The organism is Simplicispira sp. GW247-4R2A (assembly GCF_059424465.1).
In genome coordinates, this window is the sequence record NZ_JBWKZM010000019.1 from 61663 (window position 1) to 76190 (window position 14528).

General features: G+C 63.7%; 10 protein-coding genes. 5 read left to right on the forward strand and 5 right to left on the reverse strand.

The annotated features are described in order from the left end of the window. Positions 1–2: 2 nt before the first annotated feature. Complete coding sequence (locus AC07ZH_RS13625) at positions 3–1196, forward strand: IS91 family transposase (RefSeq protein WP_495200188.1); 1194 nt, start codon at positions 3–5, stop codon at positions 1194–1196. Between the two features lie 796 nt (positions 1197–1992). Here AC07ZH_RS13625 and AC07ZH_RS13630 read toward each other — a convergent pair. From AC07ZH_RS13630 to AC07ZH_RS13640, 3 genes are all read right to left on the reverse strand, one after another. After that, the gene (locus AC07ZH_RS13630) at positions 1993–4398 is read right to left on the reverse strand and encodes a hypothetical protein (RefSeq protein ID WP_495200189.1); all 2406 of its coding nucleotides are present in this window, start codon (positions 4396–4398) and stop codon (positions 1993–1995) included. After that, positions 4388–5326, reverse strand: coding sequence for a PIN domain-containing protein (locus AC07ZH_RS13635; RefSeq protein ID WP_495200190.1), 939 nt, complete (start codon positions 5324–5326; stop codon positions 4388–4390). The genes AC07ZH_RS13630 and AC07ZH_RS13635 overlap by 11 nt, the downstream gene beginning before the upstream one ends. 312 nt (positions 5327–5638) lie before the next feature. Beyond that, positions 5639–5947, reverse strand: coding sequence for a hypothetical protein (locus AC07ZH_RS13640; RefSeq protein ID WP_495200191.1), 309 nt, complete (start codon positions 5945–5947; stop codon positions 5639–5641). A 79-nt stretch (positions 5948–6026) separates the two neighbouring features. Here AC07ZH_RS13640 and AC07ZH_RS13645 point away from each other — a divergent pair, with 79 nt between their 5' ends. From AC07ZH_RS13645 to AC07ZH_RS13660, 4 genes are all read left to right on the forward strand, one after another. Next, positions 6027–6917 (forward strand): DUF72 domain-containing protein, encoded by an 891-nt coding sequence (locus AC07ZH_RS13645; protein ID WP_495200192.1) that lies wholly within the window; start codon positions 6027–6029, stop codon positions 6915–6917. Between the two features lie 268 nt (positions 6918–7185). Beyond that, positions 7186–7989 (forward strand): translesion DNA synthesis-associated protein ImuA, encoded by an 804-nt coding sequence (imuA, locus tag AC07ZH_RS13650; protein WP_495200193.1) that lies wholly within the window; start codon positions 7186–7188, stop codon positions 7987–7989. Next, positions 7925–9277, forward strand: coding sequence for a Y-family DNA polymerase (locus AC07ZH_RS13655; RefSeq protein ID WP_495200194.1), 1353 nt, complete (start codon positions 7925–7927; stop codon positions 9275–9277). The genes imuA and AC07ZH_RS13655 overlap by 65 nt, the downstream gene beginning before the upstream one ends. Before the next feature lie 17 nt (positions 9278–9294). After that, complete coding sequence (locus AC07ZH_RS13660) at positions 9295–12453, forward strand: error-prone DNA polymerase (RefSeq protein WP_495200195.1); 3159 nt, start codon at positions 9295–9297, stop codon at positions 12451–12453. A 60-nt stretch (positions 12454–12513) separates the two neighbouring features. Here AC07ZH_RS13660 and AC07ZH_RS13665 read toward each other — a convergent pair whose 3' ends face one another. After that, positions 12514–13179: an SIR2 family NAD-dependent protein deacylase gene (locus AC07ZH_RS13665; RefSeq protein ID WP_495200196.1), complete on the reverse strand. Its 666-nt coding sequence runs from the start codon at positions 13177–13179 to the stop codon at positions 12514–12516. 226 nt (positions 13180–13405) lie between these two features. After that, positions 13406–14182, reverse strand: coding sequence for an IclR family transcriptional regulator (locus tag AC07ZH_RS13670; RefSeq protein ID WP_495200197.1), 777 nt, complete (start codon positions 14180–14182; stop codon positions 13406–13408). Positions 14183–14528 lie beyond the last annotated feature (346 nt).

The following is a 14528-nucleotide window of genomic DNA, read 5'->3' on the forward strand; positions in this document are numbered from 1 at the left end:
TCGTGCAGCGACCTGCTCTGGAGGTCGCCGACATCTTCCTCAAGCACGGTGCTGCCTGGCGTGAGCGCCAGCGCGGCCACTTGAGTCTGGCTCAGCTCAAGGTCATGTCGGCCATCGAGCAGTGCCGCACGGCGGCACTGGGTGGACACGTCTTGCGCTGCGATGGCTGCGGCGCCGAGCCGATCTCCTACAACTCCTGCCGCAACCGCCACTGCCCCAAGTGCCAAAGCGCTGCGGCCAAGCGCTGGCTTGATGCCCGCCAGGCGGATCTGCTACCAGTGGAGTATTACCACGTGGTCTTCACGCTGCCCGCGCCCATTGCTGATCTGGCGTACCAGAACAAGGCTGAACTCTACGGATTGCTGTTCGACGTAGCCGCCGAAGTGCTGCAGACCATCGCTGCAGACTGCAAGCATCTGGGTGCGCGCATCGGCGCAACGCTGGTGCTGCACACCTGGGGTTCGGCACTGACGCACCACCCGCATGTGCACGGCATCGTGCCAGGCGGCGGGTTCGCACCTGACGGCCAGTCTTGGGTGGCCTGCAGGCCGGGCTTCTTCCTGCCGGTACGCGTGCTGTCCAGGTTGATGCGACGGCGTTTTCTTGAAGAGCTGTTGCGCCTGCACCAAGTGGGTCGGTTGAGGTTCTTCGGCGAACTTGCGACGTTGGCTGATGGTGCCTGCTTCAACAAGTGGCTGGCACCGATGCGCCACTGCGAGTGGGTGGTCTACGCCAAGCGGCCGTTTGCTGGCCCCCAGGCCGTTCTGGCCTACCTGTCGCGCTACACGCACCGGGTGGCCATCTCTAACGGCCGACTTCTTGCGATGGATGAGCGCGGGGTGAGTTTCCGCTGGAAGGACTACCGCGCCAAGGGGCGAACGCGCCTCAAGGCCATGACACTGGCGCCCGAGGAGTTCATACGCCGATTCCTGCTGCATGTGCTGCCCAGCGGTTTCCATCGCATCCGGCACTATGGGTTGCTGGCCAACGGCACTCGCAAGGAGAGCCTTGCACTGGCGCGCGAGTTGTTGCGTGTCGACCCGGCGCAAGCTGCCACACTCAGCAACGACGAGCCAGCCGACGTGCGGCCCAACGCAGCGCCACCGGCCTTCGTCTGCCGGCACTGCGGCCATGCGATGACCATCCTGCAGAGTTTCATGCGCGGGCAGGCGATTCGCGCGCCGCCTCCATCATGAACAGTTCCCTGCACCAACACTTGTCTTCGATGTCGATGCGCATGAGTCCGTCGGCAGGGCCGAGGCGCGCGTGTCGCTGCAAACGGCCCGGCATTGCTTGTGTCGCGCTCGGCAGCATGCGCTTCATCGACAATGCTCCAGGCACGTCCACGCACGTCCACGCACGTCCACGCACGACGGCACACAACGACGCATTGGCACCGCCTGTATACAGACTGTGATGTGTCACGCCGCTGCCCGAATCCCCATAGCGTTTTGGCCCTGAACACCAGCGGTGGCGTTCTCCGCGGTTTCCTCCATCGAGGCTTGTGCGACACCTGCCCTCAGGTCGTGCGCGATCGTCGCTTGGCCGTCAGTTCCGGGCAGGTATCCCACAACCCTAAACAGTAGCCGTCACGCATCCATTTGGTTTGAACGTCTGAATTCAGCCTTGAACCGACTTCCTGATTCTGGGACGGGAGTGCAGCGACTGCTGCCTTTGACAATGATTAAATCGACGCCCGACAGCTGCCGTTCAAACCAGGTTGACCGTCGCACACCCCATTACTGCGTCGACGACGCTTCGTAGCGCCGGCCTGGTTCAGCGCTGTGCGAATCCATGCCTCGAAGGGCGAGCCCAAAGTCGCCACCATTGAGGCGGACTCCTTCCTGCGGCAGCCCAAGGCGAGCTGCGCCCCTCCCGGCGGTTGGACTTCCTCCGGTCGGAAGACGGTGGATGGTGGCACCCCTTGAATGATCGAGCCGCAGTAAACGCGCAAGGGCAGCCGCGCGCGCCAGCTGCGCTTTCGTAGGCGGATCAATCGCCTTCGCTGCCCACGCCGTATTGGTACTTGCGGAGAGCTAGGCTCTCGTCTGCGCGTTGTTGTTCGGCGTCGATCCTGCGGTCCAACTGCTCGGTCAGCCACGCTGAAAACGTTCGGAGCCGCTCGTTCTCTTCAGTCTTCCAAGCGCCGATTTCGTCGCGCTTGCGTTGGTAAGCTTGAACCATGCCGTACTCGCCCATGACGATGCCAGTTGTCTCCAACGCAGCAGCCACCTCATTCCATACCGTCGACTGTTCCGGCACTGCCTTCACGATCGCCTTGCAGATCTCCAGGATGGGGGCGCCGCCACCGTATGCGCGCGTGATGGCCAGGACGAACTCGATGTCATCCTCGGCGCCACGTACCACCAGTTCAAGCAGTAGAGCTGGGAGCGGCTGGTCGAAGTTCGGAAACACCGCCTTCACCAGCTTGGCGCCGCCACGATATGGAAACATCGAACGCACATCCATGTCGTCGAAGTTCTCGCGAAGAAGTCGGAGCAACTTGCTAGGATGCTTCTGAAGCAGCTTGTTGAGGCCATGCAACTGGTAGGGAATCGCCTCAAACTTGTCTTCGAGCACGCTGCGACCTTCCGCCCGACGCTGACGCCGTTCGTCCACCTCGACCTTCAGTCTCGAAGACAGGAAGCCGAATACGGCGTCGATATCTATCTCGCCGACGGCACGAAGGACCTCCTCTGTCTGGTAGTCGAGTTCCTGCAAGTTGACCAGGCTGGCCAACACCTCATCGCGATCCGACTTCTCCATCGCGGCGACCAGCGTCTTGAACTCCCGGCCAAACCAGAACACCTTGGCCCACCGGGCGTCGTGGTGTTTCGCGAGGGCCCGTAGCCCCCTTATGAACACGTCCTTCGCCTCGGCGCACCCTTGGCCGTGAAGCGTGGCTGCGACACCCATGGCGATGCTCAATGCCTCGCGCTGATCCAACTCCTCAGCACGAGCTAAGACGGTCGCCAACATGTCCAAGCGGGCGGGTCCGACTTTGAAGAGCGACTTCGCGATGGCGACGAGGTGCATACCTTCAACCAGCCAACGGTCGATGACTTCGCCGACTTCCTTTTCTCGGTCGCTGAACTGCAGACCGCCCAGCAGCGGTATCAGAAACGGCTGCATGACCGCCTCGTTTTTGGTCACAAGCTCCAGCGCGAGATCGGGCTGCTGGCGAGCCAGCAGGTCCAGGAAATCGTAGTACACCGGGAAGGTGGCGAGGTCATCGGACTCGGTCTTCGAGAACTCCAGAATGCGGTCCCGCCACACAGCTCGGTTGCCGTCGTTGATGGCGTCGACGTATCCGCGGGCGGCCTGCTGGCGGTTGGTGTTGCTGTAGTCCCATTCCTCTTCGCGCGTCTTGAGCTTTTCCCAATCTCCGAATATGCCCTCGAAGCCGATCAACTGCTTGTAGATCTGGTACTCGTCGTGTAGGGCGATAGCATCGCGGATCGTCAGCGCCGCGTTGGCGACCTCGGAGGAAGCGGCGTGAAAGTAATTCCAGTAGCCGTGGTGCTCGATGTCCTGGACCAGCGGCATCGCCTCCGTCGGCACAAGACCTCGCCAGAAATCCAGCACGTCGATGGCGTCCCGCTGGAACATCTCTGCAGTTTCAGCGTCTTGAGAACTCCGCTCTCGATGGGTCGCAGCATTCAGCGCGTTGATGACGCTCTCCCTGTAGCGGACGGCGTCCTTGAGCGGATACATCCGCTTCAGCAGCGCGATGGAGCTGGCACGCATGCCGGCGACGTCGGCGTTGCCCGGCACGCTGCCGCGCGAGATGGTCACCGCGTTGTACGCCCAATGCTGGCCTTCCATGGAAGGCGACAGCACCGTGTTGATGACGCCAAAGATCGCCTGAGCATCGGCTACCAGTTGCTCGTCGCTGAGGCCGGCCAGCTTGTTGACGAGGCTCTTCTGGGGTTCAACACCCAGCGTAGGGAAGTAGTCTAGGTCGATGGTCGCGAGACGTTGCAGCGCTGTCTGGGCCTTACTGACGACTTCCTCGTCTGGCGACCGCGTCAGCTCCAACAGAAAGTCCACCATCACATCCAACTGTGCGTATCGGATCGCGTTGGGGACGTCGATCGCTTCGCCGATCAGTTCTGCTGCTGAACGGTACCCGCGTGCGTTGATCGGTTCACCGGCATCGGTCAACACACGCGCCGGCAGCGTGCGCGCGAAAGTCACGAGCGCGGGTATGACGGCGCCGTGATAGTTCGGTGCCAGGACACTGAGGATCTTCAACGCGCCCCTGAGTTCGTCGTAGTCGGTACCGCTTTCCAGGACGGCTTCCACGCGGCGAAGCTCTTCGTCCAGACGCTTCTGGACTGCGGTGGACGGGTTGGCCATAAGCTTGGACAGTGTCGCGACGCGCAGTTCAAGGTTCATGGTCGAGCGCCTTCAACAAAAGGTCTTGCACGAGGGGGTCTTCCGCAGCGAGGCGGGCTGTTTCTGGATTCGTGGGCAGGTAGCGGTTGCCTGTGTCCTGCAACACGCCGGACAGCTCGAGCGTCCTTGCCTCGTGCTCAGCGAATTCCCTTGGGATACCGAGCACCTCCAGCTTCTCGAACAGCACGTCCTTAAGTGGCGTTTCCCATGCGTCGATCATGCCCAGTACGATGCGATCGAGGTTCTCGAACTTCTTGCTGCGCAGTTGATTCAGCGGAACTGCCGCAACAGCTGGCGGCTTGGCCCTGATAGGTACGACGGCGGTGGCTTCCTCGATGGCGGTATCGAGCAACTCGATGTCGCTCCAGATCTCGAAGCCGTCGTCACGCAGCGCCCCTTCGAGTTTTCCGTCCCGAACCAGGGCGATGTGGCGTCCAGCCTTCGCCTTGACGTCCAGCGCAGCTTCGAAGATCCAAGAGTCCGGGATGTCCTTGCGCCGGTTCTCCCGTTTCTCTTTGCCATTGAACGGCGGGCTGACGTTGAAGTACCTGGCCCAGGCTCTCTCGCCGTGCTCGCCTGTGAACGGCAGCACCTCGATCTTGTTGGCGGCCAGGTACTTCCTGAGGACCTCGACCGAGTGCCGATCCAGTTCGGCGCGGCTGGGCACCCGAAGGTCTGGGTTGACCAGGCCGTCGCAGATCATGCCGAGTGACCCACCCTTGAGTTCGCCGAGCTTCGAATTCGCCGCGACGATCACTTGGTCGTAGTCGTCCAGAACTTGGGTCCGGCGCTCCTCCAGTGCGATCAGCGGGATGTAGAGCTTGGCCACGCCTTGCTGCACGCGCCTCAGTAAACGGCCAAAGTTGGGGTGTCCGAATGGCGTCTGACGCAGCAGGCTTGTGTCGAAGATGATGTGGAAAAGGTCCATGAACTGCGACGCGGAGGCTCAGACTGAATGTCCCGATGATAGGGGCCGGCATTACGTCGACAGGCCGATTTTCGCAACTGCTGTCGGAGGCGCTATGCAAAGTCCGTTTAATCTGCTGCACAACAGCTGAGATACCGCAAAAGCCGCCCTTGGTGAACTTCGGCTGTCAGCCTCTGTGGACACAGGGCTTGCCATGCGCCCGAAGGCGATCTCAGCGGCTTGTTCATACGGAGGAAAGAAAAGCAATCCGTCCAGCGCAGCATCAAAATGCTGAGGCAACGCGATCCACCAGCGTTAGCGCATCCAGGCGCTTCATGCCAACCGCACTTCGAAGTACGCACCGTCCCCCTCACCCAGATCCCTGAACCCAGCTTGCTTGGCCGCAACGCTCGCCTTGCCCCATGTCTTGAGCAGCGTAAGGTCCCCCGCGGAGACCACCTCCGGCGCGGAATCCTCCAGGCTGGTCATGGTCTTGAGAGCAGCAGCCACCTGCTCGGGGCCGCCCAGCTGCTTTTCAAGCGCTTTGGCGTAACGTACCTCCGCTGCAATGCGCTCCTTGACTGGGAGCTCTCCGGGGTAGTCGCGCAGGGTGACGGCGTAGGTGGACTCGATGATTTCCATGGTTCTTCTCCTGTGAATGCTGGATAAATATACAGCTTTCTCGAGAAGAACGTGGCTAGGATGCGCGGAGGAGGTACCCATGATCTGGCTGGTCGGAACGGCATCCTGGACGGACAAGACGCTGCTGGAGAGCGGCAAGTTCTACCCGGCAAGCGCGAAGTCGCCCGAAGCGTGGCTGCGCTTTTATGCCTCCCAGTTCAACCTGGTGGAAGTCGATACCAGCTACTACGCCATCCCCTCGGTGAGCACCGCCCAGCACTGGGCGGAACGCACTCCGCCGGGATTCGTTTTCAACATCAAGGCCTTCAGCCTGTTCACCGGGCAGTGGACGAGCACCGACGTGTTGCCTAAGGACATCAGACAAGCCCTGGGGGCCGGGCGCAGGATGGTCTACAAGGACATGGCCACTGAATTGCGGGACGAGCTGTGGCGACGCTTTGCCGCCTCGCTCGTGCCGCTTCAGGCCAACGGCAAGCTGGGCCTGGTGCACTTTCAGTTCTCACCCGCGGTGTCTCGCCACCCACAGGGCGTGGAACACATCGAGCACTGCCTGGAGCAGCTGCCAGGGCACACCCTGAGCATCGAGTTTCGCAACCCCAGCTGGTGGGAGAGCGAAGAAGCCACCGCCCAGACCCTGGCCATGCTGCGACGCCTCGGGCTCGTGCACACGATCGTCGATGGCCCCCAAGGCTCGGCGAACAGCGTGCCGGCCATATGGGAGAGCACCCATCCCGAGCATGCCCTGCTGCGCCTGCACGGGCGCAATGCGCTGGCCTATGGCAAGCCCGCCAAGACGGCCGCTGAGCGCTTCGACTATGCCTACGACTCCGAGGAACTGCAGGCACTGGCCCAGCGGTTTTCTCCCGTTGCCCGGTCGGTGAAGTACGCCCACGCCGTATTCAACAACTGCATGGAAGACAAGTCGCAGCTCAATGCGAGGGAGTTTCGGGAGCTGCTGGCAGTGGTCTGATGAACTGCCACCGCATACCCGATCACGGTGAGGGGGTTTTGTCCTGGTGGGGCCATCCTGGGTGCGCCGCGCGCCGCACCAACATCACCTGCTATCAATCTCGGGAGGGCAAGTGCAGCGCCCTGGCCGAAGCAAGAATCTCCTGGCATGCCCTTGCGATGCAGCCATATACTGTGCTTTCATACAGTTATCGGCCCACGTCTTGCCCCTCGCCATTCCCCTTCCTTCCTGCCGGGACGACGCGTCTGACCTGCACCCAGCAGTCGGCATGCGCCCGTGCGCGCCAGAGCCCAGGCCCTTGCCAGCGCATGTGGCAGAGGCGCTCTGGCGCGGCACCGAGATCGGAGGGCAAGCTGCGGCCACGGTCCCCACGGGCTTTGCTGCGCTCGATGCCCAGTTGCCCGGTGGGGGCTGGCCCAGGCGCAGCCTGACCGAGCTCCTGACGGCGCAAGCAGCGGTTTGCGAGTGGCGCCTGCTCGGCCCTGCCATTCCCGCGTTCACGCGGGAGCGCGGTCGCCTGTACCTGGTGGCGCCTCCCAAGGAGCCGCATGTGGGTGGGTTATGCCAACTCGGCCTCTCGGTCGACCAGGTCGTCTGGATAGAGGCCGCCACCCCTGCAGAGCGCCTCTGGGCAACCGAGCAGCTGATCAAGGCCGATCCGGCGGGCGCCATCGTCTCCTGGCTTCCCCAGGCCAGGCCGGAGCAGATTCGACGGCTTCAGGTGCAAGCCCATGGTTGCGAGGCACCGGTGTTTCTGCTGCGACCGGTGACGACGCTGCGCGATGCGTCATCGGCGCCGCTGCGCCTCTGCATTGCCCTGGGCACAGGTTGGCAACTGGAGGTGCGGATCACAAAGCGCCGCGCCGCCTCGATGGACAAGGCCCTGCAATTGCAAGCCATACCCGGCCAATTGGCAGGTGTGCTGCCGCCCAGGCTGATCCGGATCCCTGCACCGGCAGCTGCTCCCGCTCCCGCAACCACCCCACCGTCTCGACTGGAGGCTGCCGATGCTCGGACATTGGGCCGCGTTGCTCCCCGTCCCGTCGCACCCACCCACCCACTCGCCCATTGATGCAGCCGCCCTCGGCGTCTGGGCGCTCCAGTTCACACCGAGGGTGACCGTGCTCGAAGAGGCAGTGCTGGCAGAGGTGCAGGCCAGCGCGCGGCTGTTTGGCGGCCTGGAGGTGCTGCGCCAGGCGATGGAGGACGGCGCCGCGGAGCTGGGTGCACAGATCACCTGGGCACCGACGGGGCTCGCTGCCCTGGCCTTGGCCCGCACCGGCCGCGGGGATGGCTTCATGCACCCCTTGGCCAGGCTGCTCGACGCCCTGCCACTGTCCTCGCTCACCCAGGTGGCCCGCCACGAAGCCACCTTGGCGCGCGTCGGCTGCCGCACGCTGGGCGACGTGCGGGCACTGCCGCGCGGGGGACTCGGGCGGCGTTTCGACAAGCAGTTGCTCACCGCGCTTGACCAGGCCTATGGCCTGCGCCCCGAAGCCTACGAGTGGCTCACGCTGCCCGAGCGCTTTTGTGCGAGGCTGGAGTTCATGTCCCGGGTCGAGACCGCTCCCGGGCTGCTGTTTGGCGCGCACCGCCTGCTGGTGCAGATGGCCGCATGGCTGTGCGCGCGCCGCCTGGGCGCCACCGCGTTCACGCTGCGCTGGTTTCACGACGCCATGCGCCCCAAGGACGCGGGCACCAGAGGCGAGATCACCATCCGCACCGCGCAGCCCATGCAAAGCGTGGCGCACTTTGCCCGGCTCCTCTCGGAGCATCTGGACAGGGCCAAGCTGCTTGCGCCCGTCGGCGACATCGAACTGGTCGCGGCCGAAGTGGCGCCGGTGGTTGAATGCAGCCGCTCGCTGCTTCCAGAGACCACCTCCAAGAGCGCGGGCATTGCGCTGGCGCTCGAGCGTATCCAGGCGCGCCTGGGGGCGGGCTGCGTGCGCCGCCCGGTGCTCCGCCAGGACCACCGCCTGGAATGGATGCAGCACTGGGAGAGCGCAGAAGCCTTCGAGGCCCTCTCTCCCCAAAGGGCCCAGGGTGCCCCGGCGCCCGCGAGCGGCAGCAGCAAGCCGTATGCGCTTCCTCTGCCCACCTGGCTGCTGAGGGACCCCTTGCGCCTGCCCGAGCGCGAGCACGCCCCCATTTACCAGGGCCGTTTGCAGATGCTGCTCGGTCCTGACCGTGTAGAGGGCGGCTGGTGGCACCGCAGCAGCGAGGGAGCCGACGCGCAGCCGCTCAACGTCCAGCGCGACTACTGGCTGGCCTTGAGCCCCCACGCGGGGGTGCTGTGGATTTACCAGGAGCGGCTGGCGGGAGAGCAGACGGCCTGGTTTTTGCACGGGCACTTTGGATGAGCGGCGTGGTCACTCCCATGGCTACTCGCACCCCACCTGGCGCCCACGCTTTGCCGGCGTATGCCGAGCTCAAGTGCCTGTCCAACTTCAGCTTTCTGCGCGGCGCCAGCCGCCCGGAGGAATTGGTCGAGCGGGCCAAGGCGCTGGGCTACAGCGCCCTGGCCATGGCGGACGAATGCAGCATGGCGGGCGTGGTGCGCGCGCATGTGGCAGCCAAGGAGCTTGGCCTGGCGCTGGTCCTGGGGTCGCAGTTCTGCATCGAGCCTGCGGAGGTGGGAGCAGAGGCGGATGCGAAGGCGAAGGAGCCCGCCTGCACCTTGGTCGTGCTGGCGCAGAACCTCGCCGGCTACGGCAACCTGTGCGCCTTCATCACCCGCCTGCGGCGCGCCAGCGAGAAAGGTACTTACCGCGCCACCATGGCGGATGTCACGGGTGCGGCGCTCGCGGACTGCCTGGTGCTGCTGTGCCCGGAGCGCGCATCGAGCGATGGGGAGCTGGAGCGGCTCGGTCGTTGGGTACTCAAGGAGTTCACCGGCCGCTGCTGGATCGGCGTGGCCCAGCTGCGCCGGCTCGACGATGAGCTGTGGCTGCACCGCATGCGCGCTCTTTCTGCCTTGACCGCGCTGCCGCTGGTGGCAGTGGGCGACGTGCACATGCATGTGCGCTCACGCAAGCCCTTGCACGATGTCCTCACCGCGACCCGTATCGGCAAGCCCCTGGCCGAATGCGGCGACGCCTTGGAGCGCAGCGCCGAGCGGCACCTGCGCAGTCGCCTGCGCCTCGCGCAGACCTTTCCTGCAGAGCTTTTGCAGGAGACCCTGCGCGTGGCGGCGCGCTGCAGCTTCAGCCTGGACGAGCTGCGCTACCAGTACCCCGACGAGGTGGTGCCGCCGGGCCATACGGCCACGAGCTACCTGCGCCAGGCGACCTATGAAGGCGCGGGCCGGCGCTGGCCGGCAGGCATTGCCACCCAGGTGCAGGAGCAGATCGAGCACGAGCTCGAACTGATTGGCGAGCTCAAGTACGAGCCGTATTTTCTGACGGTGTACGACATCGTGGTTTTTGCCCGCTCGCGCCACATCCTGTGCCAGGGCCGGGGCTCGGCGGCCAACAGCGTGGTCTGCTACTGCCTGGGCGTGACGGAAGTCGACCCCGCGCGCATGTCGGTGCTGTTCGAGCGATTCATCTCCCGGGAGCGCAACGAGCCGCCGGATATCGATATCGATTTTGAGCACCAGCGGCGCGAAGAGGTGATCCAGTACCTCTACAACAAGTACGGGCGCGACCGGGCAGCGCTCACCGCCGCCGTCATCACCTACCGCCCGCGCTCAGCCATTCGGGACGTAGGCAAGGCGCTGGGGTTTGACCTGGAGACGGTGGATGCGATTGCCAAGGGCCAGCAGTGGTTCGATGGCAAACAGGTCCGGCGCGAACGGTTCGAGGAACTGGGCATGGAGCCCGAGTCGCTGGCGGTGCGCCAACTTGTTGAATTGACCGGGCAGCTGATCGGGTTTCCGCGGCACTTGTCACAGCACACCGGCGGCTTTGTACTGACCCGCGATTTGCTCTGCCGCACGGTGCCGGTGGAGAACGCCTCCATGCCCGATCGCACCGTGATCCAGTGGGACAAGGACGACCTGGACGCAGCAGGCCTCCTCAAGGTGGATGTGCTGGCCCTGGGCATGCTCTCGGCCCTGCGGCGCGCTCTGGACTTCATCTCGGATCGGCGCGGCTACGCGTTCGGCATGCAAGACATTCCCGCAGAAGACAACGCCACCTACGACATGATCTGCAAAGCCGACACCGTAGGCGTCTTCCAGATCGAGAGCCGGGCGCAGATGAGCATGCTGCCGCGCCACCGGCCGCGCTGCTTTTATGACCTGGTCATCCAGGTGGCTATCGTGCGGCCAGGGCCCATTCAGGGCGGCATGGTGCATCCGTATCTGAACCGCCGCCAGGGCAAGGAGCCGGTGGTGTATCCGAGCAAGGACCTGGAACTGGCGCTCGGACGCACGCTGGGGGTGCCAATTTTTCAGGAGCAGGTGATGCAGGTGGCCATCCTGGCGGCTGGTTTTACGCCGGGTGAAGCCGATGGCCTGCGCAGGGCCATGGCGGCGTGGAAGCGCAAGGGAGGATTGGAGAAGTACTACAGCAAGATAGTGGATGGCATGACCGCACGTGGCTATGAGCAGGCGTTTGCCGAATCGATTTTTGAGCAGATCAAGGGGTTCTCGGAGTACGGGTTTCCAGAGAGCCATTCGGCCAGCTTTGCGCTGCTGGTCTACGCCTCGTCCTGGATCAAGTGCCACGAGCCCGCGGCGTTCCTTGCCGCCCTGCTCAACAGCCAACCGCTGGGCTTTTACTCTTCCAGCCAACTGGTGCAGGACGCGCGGCGCCATGGCGTCCAGGTGCGGCCGGTGGACGTGACGCACAGCGACGTGGAGTCCACCTTGGAAGATCTGTCCGAAGTTCCTGCCGTGCGGCTGGGCCTGCGCATGGTCAGAGGGCTGCAGAGCCACAGCGCCGAGCGCATCGTGCAGGAGCGAAGCAGAGCGCCGTTCGACAGCGCGCAAGATCTGGCCCGGCGGTGCCACCTGGAACTGCACGAGATGAAGCTGCTGGCCGCTGCCGGTGCGCTGCAGAGTCTGGCGGGGCATCGCCGGCAACAGGTCTGGGAAGCGGCTGCCCTGCACGCGGTGCCTGAACTCCTGCACGGCGCGCCGGTGGACGAGGAGGTTCTGGTGCTGGAAGAGGCCAAGGAAGGCGAAGAGGTGCTGTGGGACTTTGCCTCGGTGGGGCTGACGCTGCGCAGCCATCCGATGGCGCTGCTGCGAGCGCGCCTGGAGCGCTACCGCCTCAGGACTTCGGAGCAACTGCGCCAGGTTCCCGATGGGCGCATTGTTCGCACCGCCGGCATCGTGACCGTGCGCCAGCAGCCGCAGACGGCCGGCGGTACGGTCTTTGTGTCGCTCGAAGACGAGTACGGATCTATTCAGGTCATTGTCTGGCGCGGGGTGCGCGAGGCGCAGCGCGAGGTCTTGCTCGGCGCCCGGCTACTGGCTGTGAAGGGGCGCTGGCAGCGTGAAGGGGATGTGTGCAATCTGATTGCACAGAAGCTGGCGGACCTCTCGCCGCTGCTGGGGAGGTTGGGGACGCAGAGTCGGGATTTCAGGTGATGAATCTCCAAAGCTTCACGTGTCCACAAGACACCTCGGTGGCTCGATGGCTGCCCCGAATCAGCGCCTGCCATCGTCTCCTGCGAACCCAGGTGAGCCCCACTCAGGGGACAGAACCTTGGCAATCGACGCAAGCCCATCGGCGGCGCCCATTCGCAGACCTGCGTCCAGCCGCGTCGGTACAGCGCACTCATGGGGATTGATTCGAATAAGTCGCCCGCCGAACTCGTGAATCACACGCTGACTGAAGTGCCGGACCGAGGGGATCGCCGTGCCAGCGCCCAATTCGATGACGATGGTTCGCGTCACTCCCGAGAGCCAAGTGTTCTGTCGATTTTGCTGCGCTGCGCTGCGCCGATCGATCCATTCCCCGTCGCCGAACATCAGCACATTCGGGCGCGCCAGGCCGCCGCAGTGCGGGCAGGCGGGTGGCGCATTGCGCAGTCGGCACTCGTGCTCATCCACGTCCGGCTGAAAGCCATCGGCAAGCCAGACGTTTTCTCTGCAAGGTTCGAGGCATTGCAGGTGGTGAAGGGAACCGTGGCATTCATGGATATGTGCCTGGTCAAAGCCCGCCTTCTGAAACTGGCCATCCACGTTGCTGGTGAAGACGCTGAGCCCATGAAACATCTGGGAGCCCCAGCGCTTCAGAAGTTCGTATCCGAAATGCGGCACTGTCTCGCGGTACAGCGCCAAGCGGTGCTTGACCCATCTGCTAGCGTACATGCGGTGTATTGACACCGATCTCGCCAGAGTTGCACGAGGAGCCGAGATGGTGGGCCGTGAACTGATGCCTGCAAAGAGCGAGGATGCAGCGGTCTTCGACTTCGCTGCGGAGCGCCTGCGAATCAGTGAGTCATTCTTTCGCCTACAGGCCTCAATAGACACGACCCACAGGAGCTCGCGCTGGTCTTGAATGCTAGGACCGAGGGTAGCGACGACTCGAAACGGGCTAACGCGTCAGCCGCTGCCGCAGCTTCCCCGTGTGTTTCAGCAAGGCAGACGTGAGCTCTTCTTCTGTCGCTTGGAACCGTTGTGCAGGTGCAGGTATCGAGATGGCGGCAATCTCGCCTGAGGCACTGCGAATTGCGACAGACACGGCGCAAAGACCCTCGGAGTTCTCCTCCATGTCATAGGCGAAGCCGCGCTTTCGGATGAGCTCAATTTCCTTATCCAACTTGTCCCATGATGTGATCGTCTTCGCCGTGATGGGGTTCAATTTCAGACGCTTGCGCAGTCTGGCTATCTCCTCGTCCGGCATGGCGGCCAACACAGCCTTTCCGTTTGCGGACGAGTGCAGCGGGAACGACACCCCGACCGCAGAGATGGCCGTGAGTCGGTGGGTGCCCGACACCTGATCGATGAAGACCACCTTGTCCTGGTCTACCAAGGACAAGTCGACGGTTTCTCCACACTCCTTGGCGAGCGCCGCGAGTGTTTCTCTCGCCTCTTCGGCGATGTGAAAGCGTGTGGCCGCAGCGAGTGCCAAGAGCGCCGGGCCAAGGCGAACCCCGCTGGTGGCGGACGCAGCCAAGACAAAGCCTTCGTTGTCCAGAGCATCCACGATTCGCTGCACCGTGGAGCGAGGCAAGGAAACAGCCTTGGCCAACTCGCCGAGGCTGAGCCCGTCAGGTCGGCGCTCAAGTGCTCGAAGCAGCGCTGCGGCGCGCGCGATGACCTGAATGCCTTGGCGCTCTGAAGAAGGGGCTTCGTCGTCTGTCGGTTGCATGGGCCTGGGCATCAATTCATTTTGTCGAAGGGTCGCGGGTGTCGCAAGTTCCAGATGGCCTCGGGCGGATTTGCGATTTCGCCGAGGCAAAGCCCAGAGCGACACGTCATCTCGCCCGTTCACTTGGCAGGCCTTTCTCGCAGTTTAGTTGCTGCGCCAACAACCGTTTGCTGGGCGCTCCAGATGCGGACGTGGGCACCTGCCTGGCGTTGGCCCTTTCGATCCCATGGTGGGGAAAACACCGATTTCCGCATATCTTTATTGCACCACAATACGATGCAACTGTACCGCATCACGGTAACGTTAAATCCCTGACCAGAGACGCTTTCTTCGCAATGGGGCGATT